Consider the following 14,956-nt stretch of genomic DNA (forward strand, 5'->3'; position numbering starts at 1 on the left):
AGATATGCGAAAGGGAGCCTGTGACTAACGTGACCAAGAAAATTCCGCCGGAAATATGGGTATTAATATCGGCGGCTTTTATTATTGCCTTGGGTTATGGGCTCATCGCCCCCATCATTCCGCAATTTGCCCGCAGCTTCGATGTCAGCATGGCAGCCGCCAGCGCCGTGGTTTCAATCTTTTCTTTCTCTCGCCTGGTCTTTGCCCCACTAAGCGGCAAACTCATAGATTTCCTAGGCACCCGAAAAGTCTATGTAACCGGGTTAATCACGGTAGGCACCACCACCGCCGGTGTTTCCCTTGTCCAACACTACGGGCAGATCATCCTTCTCCGAGGCATCGCCGGAATCGGCTCCACGATGTTCACCGTGTCCGCCATGGCGTTGATTATCCGCCTAGCCCCCACCGACATTCGCGGCCGGTGCTCCTCGATGTACGCCTCGGCTTTCCTCATCGGCAACATTATTGGTCCGCTCCTGGGAGCTGCGCTATCTGGTCTAGGAATGCGTTGGCCTTTCTTTATCTACGGCGTAGGGGTGCTGTGCGCGGCTTTGGTAGTGACACTGAAAATGCCGCGCCGCATAGGCGCTAAACCAGTCACAAACACCCCACAACCTCCGATGCGTTTCCGCGAGGCTTTCCGCGATCCCGCCTACCGCTGTGCCCTGCTCAGTGCGTTTTCAACAGGTTGGTCTAATTTTGGGTACGCGTTGCTATCCTTCCGCTGTTCGCCGCTGCCATCTTCCGCCACGATGGCGCCATAGCGGGTTTAGCAATGGCTGCTTTCGCTCTAGGAAATGCTGTCTGCCTGCAATTTTCTGGAAGATTATCCGACAACATAGGCCGACGACCACTACTTATTGCAGGTTTAGCAATGAACGCGCTGTTCACCGGGGTCCTTGGTTTAGCGCACCACGTGTGGAGTGTTCTTCTCTTATCCGCTCTATCCGGGGCCGGTTCAGGAATCTACAATCCAGCCCAACAAGCCGTCATCGCCGATGTTGTGGGGGCGGATCGGTCCGGCGGTAAGGTGTTAGCGAACTTCCAGATGGCGCAGGATTTCGGTTTCCATCCGCCATTGCTGAGTGGGTTGGCTTTGGCTGGGGTTTTGGTATCTGCGGAATGGTGTCTCTCTTTTCCCTGAGTTGCTGGATCCTAGGTGGCAGAGAAACACTACCGGCGTTGACACAACAGTCTTCTTGCGCCGGATTTTCCTGCCGGCGCTAAGAGATAAGGAAAAGAAGCGTGCTGTTAGTCAGCGTTTTCGGCGACCGTTTGATACCCCACCTTCGCTGCTTGCCCTAACGTCACCGGTCCTAGGTCTTGGTTCTTTTCCCATAACGTATCCGGAGAGCCTGGGGTGTAGGTTTTAATCTCCCCCGCGGCGTCTAAGGTCACCAAAGCCAGAAGATCAGGGGAGGTTTGTTCGCACACCGCCCAGCTATAAAGCTTGTCTTCCATCCAGCCGGATTCGGCATCATTTAAATCCTGCAATGGGGATGCGGGGATGAGTGCGCTAAAGGTAGCTGTGTCATCAAAAGTAGATTGACCATGCAAGGCTCTAAGATAAAACCGGCCGGCGTTGATGTCATAGGGTTCCATACTGACCATTTTAGGTTAGTACGCGTTGACCAATGCTGGTTCTTGGTAATACATTACGTGAGCAATGGAGTTACCACTGTGGTCTTCATCCACTTTCACTACCGCTTCACCGACATGTTGAGCTTGATCGTGGCGAACGAGTTCCGGGGTTCCATCTCGGTGATATAAGACCACCGAATGCCAAGGCGTTGTCCACGTTCCGGCACAGCGAATAAGCTGAATCCCAAACTTTTCCGCCCCTACGGGCTGCGGGTGAATACTGAGCCGAAGAGCGCGAGGAAAATGCGACTGAACAACAGTACCCCAGGCTCTGCTTCTGCTTAATACCCGATAGGCTCGACGCTTAGCTTCCCGACGTCGAGCCGACGGTGTAAGCGCAGCTAATTCTTCTTCCTGGTCCGCACACATAAACCTCGTCATGCCGCAGAGTACCCGAGCAATCTCTTCATCCTCTTTCACTTTCGCTCGCAACTGGCTCACAGATTCACTCCACCCCTCATCCAGCCAGAAGAACTATCGGCTCAACCGCCTCACTCAGAATCCTTTTTCTCCTGGATCGATGAGCACTCCGATGGCCTAGGTCTTAGCCTCATTGGAATAGCCGTTGTCTTAGGCGCATCCGTATGGTTCGACGTCGCAGGGCCAGTAGGCGAAGCCATTGACACCGGAGCTCATTTCCTCATCGGGGCAGGCGCCTGATTCTTCCGGTGGCGCTCGTGGTCTTTGCTATCGCCCTCATGCTCAACAAACTTCGCGATATTCCGCATCGCGCCCAAGGCACCCTCGGTGTCGCCATTATTGTGTTGGCCATGCTGGCACTTATTCACGTTTTTGCTGGCAATCCAATTGACAGCACTGGCCGCGGCCGCGCCGGAGGCATAATCGGGGCGGTCATAGGCGGTCCCCTGTCTCTAGGATTTAGCACCTATTTGGCGGTCCCGATTCTGGCTTTGGTATTAGTCTATGGCGCACTCAAAGCCACAGGCATTACCACCCGAGAATTTGTCAACGTCATCAAAGAACTGATCCAAGGTTCCTCCTCAGAAGAGGAATCAGATGACGATGACCGTTACGGCCACGTGGATTTCGAATTAGAGGAACGTGCCGCTGGTAAGGATCCCTCCCACACCACCGCGCCCACAGTAGCTATACCGCGTCGAGCTCCCAGGCGTCGCTCCACCTCAAAAAGCGGGGTTTTTCAGCCGCATCTGCCCAGGAGCAGACACTGAAACTGGATTATTCGGGGCGACGCCAGCTGCCGCGGTTTATCCCGAAACAATAATTCTGCAGGTGGTGGGGAAGATCCCACAGTAGAGCTATCATCGGACGATCCCGTTGCCCAAACGCATCAACGCTGGGTGGCAAGCGCTCGTGCTTATCAGCAAAGTGAGCACTCGGATCCGGTGGAACACAGAGATCCGAGGGAGGATTCTGAGCAGACTACGACTCCGCCAACAACTCCTGTAGCTGCCCCAGTCTCGACACCCCAGCCGACACTGGCAAAGACTGTTGGCTGGAAGATCATAGAGTTGCGTTCTTCGGGAGTAATAACTCCGTGAGAAGCTGCAAACACAATATTTTCTACAATGCTGTGCTCTGGACCAGGTTCTTGGGTGGGATCTTCCAGTGCAGTTACCAGGTCGAAGATAAATTCTTGCAGTTGCTGGAGGCGTCGCTCATAGATGTGTCGCTCTGGGTGCTCTGGCCCAACCGGGGCAACGACACTGCACCATTCAGCGCGGAAAGCGTCGCGGAATTGAGCAGGAAGACCAATAGCGTCTGCCAGCACCAGGAGAGGGAGTTTAGCGGCGAAGTGCGACACGAGGTCTACGGGGTTGCGATGAGTGGCGTGGGAGGGCAGCTGCTCAATAAGTGTTTGAATATGTGCTGTGATCTGGGGGCGAAGTTTTTCTACCGCCGAGCAGATAGCGGTTCAGCAACAAGTGGCCTCATGACGTCATGGCGTTCATCATCCACGTGAAGAAGATGAACCTGCAGTTCCGAGTGCTGCGGTTCAGGCATGATCGAAGCATGGTGGAGGAAGTATTCGCTGGCGTAGCGGTGATCCTTAGAAATACGCGGGTCCCGCATAATGCCTCGGGCAACGTCATAGTTAGTGATAAGCCAGGCGTGAACGGCAGGAAAATCTACTGGATGCACTGCGCCGGCGTCTTGTAGTTTTTGGAAAAGGTGATAGGGGCAGGCGTGATAGCTTTCATCACCTAAGAAAGTTCGGGGCAAGCTGGGGTCTGGTTGACCGTGTGGGCGTTGTGCGCTAGACGTCATACCCGAACTGTCGGGAAGTTATAAAGAAAAGTTCCGTAGGGTCACAGATTTCTTAGCAGAATCCTAAAATTGATCATTATCCCAGGTCAATGCGGTTATATTGACAAGTATCGAGAGAGTAGTCGGATACTGAAGGCATTTAGTTCCCTGCTAACCCCAGATGGTGACACCGCGATGAGGGTAACCTTTTTCTTGATATTCCTTAACTACATGCCAGAACTCACTGTGAAAAAACTTTGCTGCGTAGGGGATAAAAAATTCTTTGGCCGTGCATAGTGGCGGACGTTTGTTAGGGTCAGGGCTCGTAACTACACCAGCACGTGATGTTGTGCCTCGTGGTGAGTGGACTGGCAACAATGAGGAGTAACTTGTGTCCCGCCGTTTCTCGACGAAATATTGCGCGTTAAGCCTGAGCTTCGTGCTAGCCCTGACTGCTTGTACAAACAATTCCTCTCCGCAGGAAGAAAGTGGTGCCCCGCAGCAGGATAACACTGGGTTTCCTATGACGGTGAAGGATTGTGAAGGCCACCCCAGCATCATTGACCAGGCCCCACAAAAGACAGTGACAGCTAATAGCGCTGCTGCGGAACTGGGGATAAGGTTGGGTGCGCAAGACCGGATTATCGGTACCGGTTGGTCGCGGGGTTTATCTTCTCTGCCCGAGGATATTCGCCACGAGGCAGAAAGCATTCCCAGTTTGGGGGAGGGTGGAATCCCCAAGGAAACACTTCTTACCAGCGGTGCTGAGGTGTACGTCGACGCCTTTGGGCAGATGAAGAATATGCAAGGTGACACCCCCACCGGTCAAGATTTCCAACGAGCCAACATGGTTCAGGTGTTATTGCACTCTTCAGCCTGTGCGCGTGTTCTTCCAGGGCCGCGGGAAAATCTGGATCAGGTGTATGAGGATATAGCGCTGTTGGGGAACATGTATGAACAACATTCTCGGGCTGAGGAGCTTATTGACCAGATGAAGAAGGAGATAACGGCTACCCAAGAAGAATTTGGGTTGGAACATCAGGATTCACCTCGGCCACGAGTTTTCTACTTCTCGCCGGATACCACCGCGCGGGGGATGGTCACTATCGGCAATAAACAGATTGCCAATGCTGTTTATCAATTAGCCGGGGTAGAGAATGTTTTCGCTGACCATGACCAAGATATGTTCCCGGTCACCTGGGAAGACGTCGTTGCCGCTGACCCTGACTATATTCAGGTAGCTTTGCGTCGTAAGCCTTCTACAGAAGCACAAGACGAAGACTGGAAATCAGCGCTAGATTTTCTCCATAACGATCCGCGGACCAAAGATCTTCGAGCCGTTAAGAACAGCCACATCATCCGGCTGTCTGCCGAAGACACCACTCTGCCTGGGGTGGAGAATTCCCACGCCATCCGAACGCTGGCGAAAGCTACTCACTAATGCGATCCCGGGTTTCTGGTGTCGGACTTATAGCCGGACTCTGCCTCTTGCTGCTCTCCGGAATCGCGGCGGGGGCGGTGTGGGGAACCACTGATCTCCCCCTGACCTCGGTTTGGCGTGCCCTTTACCTTGGGCTCAGTGGACACGACTTGCATCCAGGCAGCGCAGAAATCATTATCTGGCACATCCGCCTTCCCCGGCCAATCCTGGCTGCCGTCGTCGGAGCTGGACTGGGACTTGTCGGGGTAGCTGTCCAAGCACTCGTCAGAAACCCCCTGGCAGATCCCTACCTCCTGGGAACCTCAGCCGGCGCGAGTCTAGGAACAACCTGTCTTCTAGTTTTTGGTGGCTCCGCCCTAGCCACAGCCACCTCCTCAACACTAACCTTTAGCCTGCTCCCCGCCCTCGCCGCCTTCCTCGGTGCGCTCCTAGCGCTTATCCTCGTGTGGCTCTGCACCAGCGCTCTCGGAGGTTTTAATACCGTCGCCGCACCCGCCGGAGACCCACTCACCCTCATCCTCGCCGGGGTAGCTGTAGGACAACTTTTCTCTGCCGCCACGAGTTTCTTAGTCTTACGAACCGACCAGCAAGAACAAACCCGAAGTGTGCTCTATTGGCTCATGGGATCATTAGCGGGTGCAACGTGGCCGCAGATCCCCATTACTTTAGGGGTAACTCTCCTCGGCGGCATCATCTTGTTCGGATTAGCGAAGAAACTCAACGCCTTGCTTCTAGGTGATGAAACAGCGTTGGCAGTCGGGGTGCATCCGGGCTCGGTGAGAACATCGGTGTTCCTTGTTACCAGCCTGATGACCGGAGCCATTGTTGCCGTATCTGGAGCCATCGGCTTTGTTGGCCTCCTTATCCCACACCTCGGTCGGTTCTTAGTGGGCGCAAATCACCGAGTGCTCTTGCCTATATCTGCTGCGCTAGGAGCTACTCTCCTGGTGTGGGTTGACGTGCTCTGCCGGGTTGCCGCCCAGACGGTTGGGCAAGAACTTCCCATCAATGTCCTCACCGCGGTCTTAGGTGCACCTCTGTTACTGCTGCTACTCGCTAGGAAAAGGAAACCATGACCAAGCACGAAGGAGATACCGGGGTTGACGTCCGTGAGGTATCGGTAAAATTTTCTGGCGGCGCTGGGGTAGCGGACGTTAGTCTTTATGCGGCGCCAGGTGCGGTAACCGGAATTATTGGGCCCAACGGTTCCGGGAAAACCACTCTCCTACGGGCCATGTATCGACACCTCAAGCTAGATCGCGGCACAGTTGTGGTAGCGGAGCAGGATATAGCGAGATTAAGAAGCTCCGCAATGGCGCGCCTTATTGCTGCTGTTCCTCAAGAACGCCACAGCGCCTTTGGGCTGCGAGTCTATGACATCGTGGCTATGGCACGGATACCGCATCACGGTTCCTTCGCGTCGGAAACCATAAAGGACAAAGAGATCATCACCTCTGCGTTACACACCGTAGGAATAGCAGATCTGCGCAACCGGGTTTTTGAGGAACTATCAGGTGGCGAGCGGCAGCGGGTGTTACTTGCCCGGGCGTTGGCTCAGCAAGCAGAGGTATTGATTTTAGATGAGCCCACTAACCATCTAGATCTGCGCCACCAAGTTGATCTGGTTCGCATCATTCGGCAATGTCGCCAAACTACTGTGCTCAGTATCCATGATCTCAACGTGGCTGTGGCACTGTGTGACTATTTGTATGTCCTTGACTCCGGACAGGTGGCCGCTCACGGCCGCCCTATAGAAGTGTTGACTCCAGAGCTCATTGAGCGAGTCTTTGGGGTCCGTGCGCATGTGTTGGGCGAGGAAGGCGGACAACGCACCATTGCTCTTAAGTATTCGTAGCCGTCTTGAGTTCCTCATCTAATCTGACGGGGTATCTATGGCATCAAGTCGGACTTCCCAGGGATTCTTGCGAGGATCCACAATAAGATTTTTTGCCAGCGGGATCTGGTGAGAAGCACTTTCTAAAATATGCATCAAATAGCCTCCGGTATTGGGGATGGCTAAGAAATCTCCAACCTGAACACCCTGGGGAAACCGCAGAGCACGTTTAAAGATCAACTCATCTTCAATGCAGTACGCCCCTACCATAAAACCCTCTACCGCAGCGGTGGGAGCAGGTGTTTTCTGGTGACGAATAAGTATCGGGTCAACCAGGAAGTCTGCCGAGGTAGAACGACACTGAGTACGGTTCATTCCGACGCCGATGAGCGGAACACCGTCGGAACGGTGCTTGAGAAACATCACTTCAGCGATAGTGAGGCCGCAGCCATCGAGCAGGCTACGCCCCGGTTCAAGGTGAAGACGTAGATTCAGTTGGTTTAACCATTGGGCAATGGTGTGAGCGTGATAGCGACCATGAGGTGGACGATAGCTAAGAATCTCCTGGAGCCACTGGCCACGCACGGGCTGTTGATAGTAGGGATAGGTTTCGGTGAGGATTTCACCCTTCCACGTAAACGGTGCAATATGCCGTTGTGCCATGGCCTGTTGAGCCTGAAGCCAATGCTGCCATTGATGCTGGTTTTCTAGATAACACATCGGGGCACCTCCACCGATGTCAATAAACTCCAGGGCGGAAGAATCAACGCCTGGATCAGTGATGATATCTAGGCATTCAAGTATGGCGACGGCACGATCCTGGGCCGCATAGCCGTGGAGATGAACATGGAAGCCACAGAGCTGTAGTTCTGGGGCTAGGGGAGCAGCAAGTTGGCGACGCCATACGGTACTGCGCTCTCCAAAGCGGGTTGGCGGCACCTTCTGCGGAGAAACGGCCACCCTCGGAGCGATCCTTGCTGGCACCCCTAGGCTTCGTGCGGTATCGGCAATGCGGTGGAGCTCGCTGGTTGAATCCACTGAAATTGCGCATGCGTTGGATATTGCTAGATGTAACAGCTCGTGAGTTTTAATAGCTGCGCTAACAATAATCCGTTCGCCGGGAACACCCACGCGAAGGACTTGCTCTAGTTCTCGGAGGCTGGCGACGTCAATGCCATGTCCGCTTCGGAGAGCTTCTTCAACTAGGCCCAGCGCTTTGTTGGCTTTACGGGCAAAAAACACGCGAACATCTATACCTAGCTCAGCGCCGGCACGCTGGAATTCTGCGGCGTTGATGCTCAGCGGGGCTGGATTAATGAGGTTAACTGGGGACCCATATTCTTCGATGAGACGGGAACACAACTCTCCGGCGTCGGGGATCTTCCTCATCCACTCCGCTAACCGCGGCTCAAGGGGTGGAATCCCCTCCACCTGATATTGTTGCACCCACGTTGGGGAGTCAGCGGAGCTGAGATTGCGTTTCTGCTCAGCCCGGGTAAACACGGCTTTCGACCATCGGGGAATAACTTGGTGCAACGTGCGCGAGAGGGTGTCATTGCCCAAGATATACAGTTCCGTCGCCCGTCCAATCACCGCTAGAGATTCCGCGCCGGGGAGACTGCCGTCATCATTGGTGATGAGTGCGGAGGTGGCTGAGTCCACCTGGGCTAAACCCACCTCGCAGAGCTGGTGCTCAAGGGTGCCGGGATTGACTCCCGGAGGAGCAATCACTGCGTCGATGATCCCATCAACCGGCAACGAGGAGACGTCGAACTCTTCGGAAAGGAGTTCGTCTGCTCGCCCCAAGAACGAACACTGGATAATCCCAACGTCAATCAGTGCCAAGATTTTCTTAGCGCTATCTAGTGGGGGGCCAAACGCTAATGGCTCTAATTCCCTTGCATAGTCTTTTAGCCCCGCGAGCAGGTGGTGCTGGGTGGGAAGATCTCCGGCGTGAATCGATCTTATGCGGGCTACCCACTGAATCACCGCGGGGTAGACCTCGCGCCAGCTTAAGCCGCGCAGCCATTGGACGGTAGGAGGCGCGGTGCCTTCAGCAACGGCAATAGATAGTCGAAATTGCTCTTCCGCAGTAGCAGGCCACGGGGATGGTGTGTGTCCTGTCCTTGCGCCTAGTTGTTGCGCAGTGTTTTCAATAATGTCAATGACCTGGCTGAAGTCATGCGCCTGAGAGACCTGGAATTGTGCCTCGGACATAATATCTTCGCGATCAAGACGCGCCCATGAGCTATTGACGTCGGCTTTTACTTCCATCAATCGGTCATGGCGGCTACACGGGATCAAAGAGGCGGGTTCATTCCCACTGGCTTGGTAGCGCAGGGTGTTATCTGGTTGGGGAATAAACTTCCCGCCGCGACCTTCGGTTAATGACAACGCTACGTCAATAAAACTCAAGGCAGCACCGCGTACTGCTAGGTGCGAATGAGGTTCGACGCAGGCATAGGTGTTTTGGTCATGGGCGGTCCCCAACAGTGGGATGGGGCCGTGATAGCTAGCCGCTAGCGCGCCAGGCCAGGTGTCCGCGTGGCCGGTGCATAACAAAACCTCATCAAAAGCTGCGGTGATGGTGTGATCGGAAGTTTCTAAAGTCCAGGTGTTGTCTTCTCTAGAGTGGTGAACAGAGGCAATACGGTGGGGATGGAAAACCAGCGTCGATCCCGACGGCAATGTCTTGTCGAGCCTCATCCAGGAGTCTCGCAGGAAAGCGCCCACCAGATAGCGAGGTGGGAAAGGATCCGAAGGTGAATCAATCTCCGGGTGATGGGTCTTTCGCCACTGGTCAAAGCTAGAAAGCCGGGACTGTATCACGCTGGAGATGACGTTGAGGCGCCAGCTCTGGGGTTGCGCTACGCGGTACGCCCCTCGTGCGCCTATCGCCCACTGATGGGGAGCATCGGGGGAGGGTAAACCGGGGTCAAAAACCTCGATCTTCACCGGCACTCCGCGCTCATAGGATTGTTGGGTGGCTTCTTCTGCTGCCCATAATCCGCGCGGTCCAGCTCCCACAATGGCAATACGAATAGCCGACATTAGTGCTCCCATTTTTCCATTAGCTTCTCTAGGTCCTCGACGCTGGCGCCAAGATGATGTTCAACCCAGGCGTCATCAAAAATAGTGTCCATATAGGGTGTTCCTCCATCGTGGAAAATAGCTACCACCTGCTCTTGTTCTTGAAAGTGGGAGCGGTCTTCGAGGATCGCTGCGGTCACTGCTCCTGCTGAAGCTCCTACCACTATTCCTTCCTTTCGAGCCAGGAATCGGGCACCAGCGACGGAGTAGATGTCAGGGATTCTTTGGAGAGTATCTGGGGTCACGAATCTGGATAACTCAGGGGTAACTCCGGCACCAAAACCGGGAAGATGTCGTTGTCCCCGGCAGCCACCATAGAGGACAGAGCCCTCGGCATCTACCGCAACAACCTTGGTTTTTGCTTGGGCTTGCTCAAGTCTGCGTCGGCACCCTCCGAGAGTCCCGGTGGTGCTGATAGCCACGTAGAGTGCGTCTGGGGTAGTTCCTAAGGAAGAAAGGATCTCAGACATTGTGCCTGAGGCGTGAGCCTCAAAGGCGGCTTGGTTGCCATATTGATCCATTGTGACGGCGCCAGGTATGGCTGCCAATAGTTCGGCGACTTTAGCTCGACGTGCAGCTAGACGGTCAAACTCTGGATCTGGCTGGGTAGCCACCTGGTGAATGTGGGCACCTAGAGCGGAAAGGTATTTCAAGGTTGTCGTATTGATCCGATCATCAACGACGCAATGGAATTCCCATCCGCCGAGGAGAGCTTCCCGGGCAAGGGCGATGCCGAGGTTTCCGGAACTTGATTCCACGATGGGCGTGCCGGGATGAAGTATCCCGTTTTCTTGGGCGTTTTTGATGAGTGCGGCGGCGGTTCTATCTTTTGCGCTACCGCCAGGATTGAAATATTCCAGTTTTGCGTAGAGCGATACACCGTGAGCTAAGGGGATGCGCTGAAGTTTGACGAGAGGGGTATGTCCGATAGTTGCCGATATATTTTCTGCAAGGTCCGCCATAAGGGGAGAAGGCATAAGCATCATCATAGGTTAAGAGTTAAAAGAATGCTTATAAGTACAGGTTAAGCTAAAATTCTGAAGTCCAAGAAGGGGTTTCTTGGGGTTTTAAGGCTAGGAAGCCACGTTTTCTATGGTGCCCCATAGGAAAAATTCACGAAGGGGAGTAGCAGAGGGAAACCGGGTTTTTAGTATCTCGCTGAGAACAGGGGGAGAAGTCACCTAGCGCAATGTCAATTTTGTTTTAGAATCTTGGCAAATTCTATGGTTTTGATTCTTGGTGGAATTGTCGCCATTTTGGTTATTGCCGTCGGGATATTGGCTGCGATTTTGTCAACCAAAAATAATTCTTCGTATGATTCTGCCGCTTCTGCACGCAGTAGCGAAGTCACCAGTTCAACGTCGAAAGTGACGACTAGTAGTGAAAGTTCCTCCGTTCCGGAGCCTACTACTGCTCGGGTGACTGTTACCGAAACTGAACGGGTGGAAGAACCGCAAGAAGCTCAATTGCAGATTCCTCCGCGTGGTAATCACTCCAACATTATGGTGTGGATCGGCGCGTATAACCGAGAGGCTGGTGCTAATAAGGTTGCGCAGGATAACCCGGGGACCACGGTTATTCCTGGAGGTAATTTTTCGCCCGGACAATGTAATGCGAACTACTGTGTGGGATACCTCGTCAGCGACGCCGGCACTGCGTCGAATTTTTGCCAGCAGCTCACAAGCCAGGGAACCGATTGCGTCATCTCGCATCTCAACGCCGGATAGATTGCAGATCCGAAACTCCTGCTAAAAAATAAAGTCCCCACTCCAGAGGTGGGGACTTTTCCGATGGCGGAGGATGTGGGATTTGAACCCACGAGGGGCGTGAACCCCGCACGCGTTCCAGGCGTGTGACATAGGCCGCTAGTCGAATCCTCCTGTCGCGCAACAGCATTCACCGCTGCGTACTCATGAGAGGGTACACAGTATGTCATGCTCCTCGCAAATTAGCCGGTCAACCCCAACCGAGGCGGGAGTTGGCAGGAAGGTAGCGAAGATCGTGTGCCTAAAAATAGTGGAAAATAGGCGTGCCGGGAGAGAAGTTTTGGTGGAGGCGCCGAAGACGGGTAAGGTAGCGGACAGGATCTCGCGCGGCGTGTATCTTGTGAACTCCCCCAGGGCAGGAATGCAGCAAGGGTCAACGAGCTCTACCGGGTGCGCGAGGTCCCCTTTTTGGGTCTAGGGGTCTATGGTTGTAGTGAGCAATCAAAATGAGGAACCGTCCGGAAGGTGCCCCTGAATGTCACTACGTGATCTGACCCCAGAGCAGCTCAAAGATTTAGCTGCTGATGTTCGCTCCCACTATCAGGAGCTCAAAGCTAAAAACTTGAACTTAGATTTAACCCGTGGCAAGCCTTCTTCTGAGCAACTTGATTTTGCTCAATCTCTCCTGTCGCTCCCGGGAGAGGATGACTATTTAGCAGCCGACGGCACTGATTGTCGGAATTACGGAAACTTAAAAGGAATAACAGACATCCGTTCCCTCTGGGCGGAGCTTCTGGGAGTTCCCGTTGAACTGGTGTATGCGCAGGATTCTTCCAGCCTGAATATCATGTTTGACCTTATTTCCTGGTCCTTCCTCTTCGGTAATAATGACTCCACTCGCCCGTGGAAAGATGAGGAGAAAGTCCGCTGGATTTGCCCGGTCCCTGGGTATGATCGCCACTTCACCATCACCGAAACCCTTGGGGTAGAGATGGTCACTGTTCCCATGACTAAGGACGGCCCAGACATGGAGGCGGTCCGGGAACTAGCTCTTGACCCCCAGGTCAAAGGAATGTGGTGCGTGCCGGTTTTCGGCAACCCCACCGGAATCACCTTCTCTGAGCAGGTGTGCCGGGAATTAGCCAGCATGGAAACCGGTGCCGAAGACTTCCGGATTGTGTGGGACAACGCCTATGCTGTTCACACTCTGACCGACACCTTCCCGCCGATTTATAACGTCATCCGGATGGCGGAGGAAGCCGGTAACCCCAACCGCTTTTGGTGCATGTCCTCCACGTCGAAAATTACCTTCGCCGGAGCTGGGGTGGCGTTTTTTGCCTCCTCGCCGGAGAACCTGGCCTGGTACTCCAGCCTCGCCGGAGTCCGAGGAATTGGCCCCAATAAGATCAATCAATTAGCCCACGCCCGATATTTTGGCAGTGCGGATGGGGTCCGCGCCGTCATGCTTAAACACGCCGGGTCTCTGGCTCCGAAGTTTGAGCGGGTTCTGCAAATCTTGGATGATCGCCTAGGAGAATATGAGTTTGCGACCTGGACCAAACCGGAGGGTGGATACTTCATCTCTCTGGATGTTCTCGACGGCACTGCGGCTCGTACTGTCCAGCTAGCGAAAGACGCCGGCATTGCGCTAACCGGGGCGGGTTCTTCTTTCCCGTTGCACCATGATCCGCATGACCGGAATATCCGGCTGGCACCATCTTTGCCCCCGGAGGAGGAAATCGCCACCGCTATGGATGGCGTGGCTACCTGTGCCTTGCTTGCCGCTGTAGAAAAACTCGGAGCTTAGTTGTAGCCATGGATCTTGAAGCCACGACATACTGGATCAACAGTTTGTTCCCGGCCGAATTATCCATCGGTGAGGTCGCCGGTTTTCAGCTGGCTGTTGGTGATCTTGGGCAACAGCAATTTGTGGCTTGTACCAGGAACTTCGCAGAGGTGAACACTGGTTTGGTAGCCACCGACGGCCCTCATTCCGGCACTCCGGTGCGCAGCGAAATCTTTACCCTTGCTCGGCTCAACGGGGCCACCGGTTCTGGGACCACAGATTCGTCAACGATGCCTCCTGAGGAGCTCATTGTAGAGCCGCTGACCCAAACCGCCGTGATGTTGCGTCGTGCCCAAGAACACCGCACCCCCATTCCGGCACAACCTGGGCAGCTTCTTCCGGAGCCGGTCGATGTTCCGGGCTGCACAGTCCGGCATGTTCTTTTAGCCGTGCCCTATGTGTGGGGGCCTCAGATTCCGCAGCTGGTAGAAAAGGATCGCTTAACGGTGATGCTGCAGCTAATCATGCTGACGGACGCAGAAGCACAATACGCTCGCACCTATGGTGTTGGCGAGTTGCAAACAGAGCTGCAACATTCTGGCGTTGATCTTTTGGACTGGACACGATGACTCCGGAACAAGGGTGGGGCGCAGCCCTGGTGCACGGATTAGGGATTGAACCGTGGCGAATCCCTATTGTCATGGTGTCTGCTATCTCTATCTACCTCGTCTTCCTTCTCCTTACCAGGCTCTTTGGTCAGCGCATCTTGACCGCCACGACGTCCTTAGAAGCCGTAGTGGTGGTGATGTTCGGTGCGGTGGCTGGCCGTGTCATTATCGGCGAGCCGCCAAGCCTTGCCGCCGGAGCTATTGGCCTGTGCACCCTCGTCATCATGGAACTAGTTTTCGGCCGGATCAGGCGCTATGCCCGACGCCGCAGCGACCACGGAATTTTCCGGGTAGATCCAGTACTCATCGTTGCCCACGGCAAAGCTATCCCTCAATTACAGCGCAAAGCGCGGGTTTCCCGAGAAGACATCGCGGTGTTTTTGAGGCGCAATGGTTTAACTCAGCTTTCTCAAGTGCGCTACATGATCCTTGAATCCAGCGGCACCCTCTCTATTATTCGAGCTGACCAGCCCTATGACCCGGCTATCCTCGCTGGAGTGGTGGGAGCGGCGGAATATGCTCATGAAGCGCCTGAAGCTCAACACTGATCACCAGGTAGGCTCA

At 54.4% G+C, this 14,956-nt stretch carries 14 protein-coding genes, 1 tRNA gene, 1 other RNA gene and 1 pseudogene; 10 read left to right on the top strand and 7 right to left on the bottom strand.

Translation table 11 applies throughout. The features are described from left to right. Positions 1-2 precede the first annotated feature (2 nt). Positions 3-1,227 (top strand): annotated as a pseudogene (locus tag GP475_RS01215) (MFS transporter). Positions 1,228-1,251: 24 nt separating this feature from the next. Here the strand turns inward: GP475_RS01215 and GP475_RS01220 are convergent. Next, complete coding sequence (locus tag GP475_RS01220) at positions 1,252-1,602, bottom strand: hypothetical protein (RefSeq protein ID WP_187974856.1); 351 nt, start codon at positions 1,600-1,602, stop codon at positions 1,252-1,254. Between the two features lie 15 nt (positions 1,603-1,617). Beyond that, positions 1,618-2,106: an L-tyrosine/L-tryptophan isonitrile synthase family protein gene (locus GP475_RS01225; protein WP_394367422.1), complete on the bottom strand. Its 489-nt coding sequence runs from the start codon at positions 2,104-2,106 to the stop codon at positions 1,618-1,620. Positions 2,107-2,309: 203 nt separating this feature from the next. Between GP475_RS01225 and GP475_RS01230 the strand changes: the two genes are divergently transcribed. Then, the gene (locus GP475_RS01230; protein ID WP_187974858.1) at positions 2,310-2,831 is read left to right on the top strand and encodes a DNA translocase FtsK 4TM domain-containing protein; all 522 of its coding nucleotides are present in this window, start codon (positions 2,310-2,312) and stop codon (positions 2,829-2,831) included. Positions 2,832-2,980: 149 nt separating this feature from the next. Here GP475_RS01230 and GP475_RS01235 read toward each other — a convergent pair whose 3' ends face one another. Both GP475_RS01235 and GP475_RS01240 read right to left on the bottom strand, forming a co-directional pair. Continuing rightward, complete coding sequence (locus GP475_RS01235; RefSeq protein WP_223144672.1) at positions 2,981-3,424, bottom strand: cytochrome P450; 444 nt, start codon at positions 3,422-3,424, stop codon at positions 2,981-2,983. A gap of 89 nt (positions 3,425-3,513) precedes the next feature. Next, positions 3,514-3,888 carry a cytochrome P450 family protein gene (locus tag GP475_RS01240; RefSeq protein WP_187974860.1) on the bottom strand — a complete coding sequence of 125 codons (375 nt, stop codon included), beginning with the start codon at positions 3,886-3,888 and terminating at the stop codon, positions 3,514-3,516. Positions 3,889-4,258: 370 nt separating this feature from the next. Between GP475_RS01240 and GP475_RS01245 the strand changes: the two genes are divergently transcribed. The 3 genes from GP475_RS01245 to GP475_RS01255 are packed head-to-tail and all read left to right on the top strand — an operon-like array spanning position 4,259 to position 7,163. Continuing rightward, a complete protein-coding gene (locus GP475_RS01245; protein WP_187974861.1) occupies positions 4,259-5,308 on the top strand; it encodes an ABC transporter substrate-binding protein in 1,050 nt (349 codons plus the stop codon). Next, positions 5,308-6,384, top strand: coding sequence for a FecCD family ABC transporter permease (locus GP475_RS01250; protein WP_187974862.1), 1,077 nt, complete (start codon positions 5,308-5,310; stop codon positions 6,382-6,384). The genes GP475_RS01245 and GP475_RS01250 overlap by 1 nt, the downstream gene beginning before the upstream one ends. After that, a complete protein-coding gene (locus GP475_RS01255) occupies positions 6,381-7,163 on the top strand; it encodes an ABC transporter ATP-binding protein (RefSeq protein ID WP_187974863.1) in 783 nt (260 codons plus the stop codon). Before GP475_RS01250 ends, GP475_RS01255 begins: the two co-directional genes overlap by 4 nt. Before the next feature lie 18 nt (positions 7,164-7,181). On the opposite strand, the gene GP475_RS01260 is transcribed toward GP475_RS01255, so the two are convergent. Then, complete coding sequence (locus GP475_RS01260; RefSeq protein ID WP_187974864.1) at positions 7,182-10,193, bottom strand: FAD/NAD(P)-binding protein; 3,012 nt, start codon at positions 10,191-10,193, stop codon at positions 7,182-7,184. Continuing rightward, complete coding sequence (locus GP475_RS01265; RefSeq protein ID WP_224400224.1) at positions 10,193-11,209, bottom strand: pyridoxal-phosphate dependent enzyme; 1,017 nt, start codon at positions 11,207-11,209, stop codon at positions 10,193-10,195. The genes GP475_RS01260 and GP475_RS01265 overlap by 1 nt, the downstream gene beginning before the upstream one ends. Positions 11,210-11,455: 246 nt before the next feature. On the opposite strand from GP475_RS01265, the gene GP475_RS01270 reads away from it, so the two are divergent. After that, positions 11,456-11,959: a hypothetical protein gene (locus GP475_RS01270; protein ID WP_187974865.1), complete on the top strand. Its 504-nt coding sequence runs from the start codon at positions 11,456-11,458 to the stop codon at positions 11,957-11,959. A gap of 64 nt (positions 11,960-12,023) precedes the next feature. On the opposite strand, the gene GP475_RS01275 is transcribed toward GP475_RS01270, so the two are convergent. After that, positions 12,024-12,112 (bottom strand) — tRNA-Ser (locus GP475_RS01275). Between the two features lie 199 nt (positions 12,113-12,311). On the opposite strand from GP475_RS01275, the gene ffs reads away from it, so the two are divergent. The 4 genes from ffs to GP475_RS01295 all read left to right on the top strand — a co-directional run bounded on the left by ffs (position 12,312) and on the right by GP475_RS01295 (position 14,940). Then, an RNA gene (gene ffs, locus GP475_RS01280) (signal recognition particle sRNA small type) lies at positions 12,312-12,408 on the top strand. 65 nt (positions 12,409-12,473) lie between these two features. Beyond that, complete coding sequence (locus GP475_RS01285; RefSeq protein ID WP_187974866.1) at positions 12,474-13,745, top strand: aminotransferase class I/II-fold pyridoxal phosphate-dependent enzyme; 1,272 nt, start codon at positions 12,474-12,476, stop codon at positions 13,743-13,745. Positions 13,746-13,753: 8 nt separating this feature from the next. After that, positions 13,754-14,353 (top strand): suppressor of fused domain protein, encoded by a 600-nt coding sequence (locus tag GP475_RS01290; protein ID WP_187974867.1) that lies wholly within the window; start codon positions 13,754-13,756, stop codon positions 14,351-14,353. Next, positions 14,350-14,940 carry a DUF421 domain-containing protein gene (locus GP475_RS01295; RefSeq protein WP_187974868.1) on the top strand — a complete coding sequence of 197 codons (591 nt, stop codon included), beginning with the start codon at positions 14,350-14,352 and terminating at the stop codon, positions 14,938-14,940. The genes GP475_RS01290 and GP475_RS01295 overlap by 4 nt, the downstream gene beginning before the upstream one ends. Positions 14,941-14,956: the final 16 nt, after the last annotated feature.

This window comes from Corynebacterium poyangense, assembly GCF_014522205.1.
Taxonomy (GTDB): Bacteria; Actinomycetota; Actinomycetes; order Mycobacteriales; family Mycobacteriaceae; genus Corynebacterium; species Corynebacterium poyangense.

Coding starts and splice junctions, on each gene's coding strand:
- GP475_RS01220 (WP_187974856.1), bottom strand. CDS start 1,602: ATGGAACCCTATGACATCAACGCCGGCCGGTTTTATCTTAGAGCCTTG.
- GP475_RS01240 (WP_187974860.1), bottom strand. CDS start 3,888: ATGACGTCTAGCGCACAACGCCCACACGGTCAACCAGACCCCAGCTTG.
- GP475_RS01250 (WP_187974862.1), top strand. CDS start 5,308: ATGCGATCCCGGGTTTCTGGTGTCGGACTTATAGCCGGACTCTGCCTC.
- GP475_RS01255 (WP_187974863.1), top strand. CDS start 6,381: ATGACCAAGCACGAAGGAGATACCGGGGTTGACGTCCGTGAGGTATCG.
- GP475_RS01260 (WP_187974864.1), bottom strand. CDS start 10,193: ATGTCGGCTATTCGTATTGCCATTGTGGGAGCTGGACCGCGCGGATTA.
- GP475_RS01265 (WP_224400224.1), bottom strand. CDS start 11,209: ATGCCTTCTCCCCTTATGGCGGACCTTGCAGAAAATATATCGGCAACT.
- GP475_RS01270 (WP_187974865.1), top strand. CDS start 11,456: ATGGTTTTGATTCTTGGTGGAATTGTCGCCATTTTGGTTATTGCCGTC.
- GP475_RS01285 (WP_187974866.1), top strand. CDS start 12,474: ATGTCACTACGTGATCTGACCCCAGAGCAGCTCAAAGATTTAGCTGCT.
- GP475_RS01290 (WP_187974867.1), top strand. CDS start 13,754: ATGGATCTTGAAGCCACGACATACTGGATCAACAGTTTGTTCCCGGCC.
- GP475_RS01295 (WP_187974868.1), top strand. CDS start 14,350: ATGACTCCGGAACAAGGGTGGGGCGCAGCCCTGGTGCACGGATTAGGG.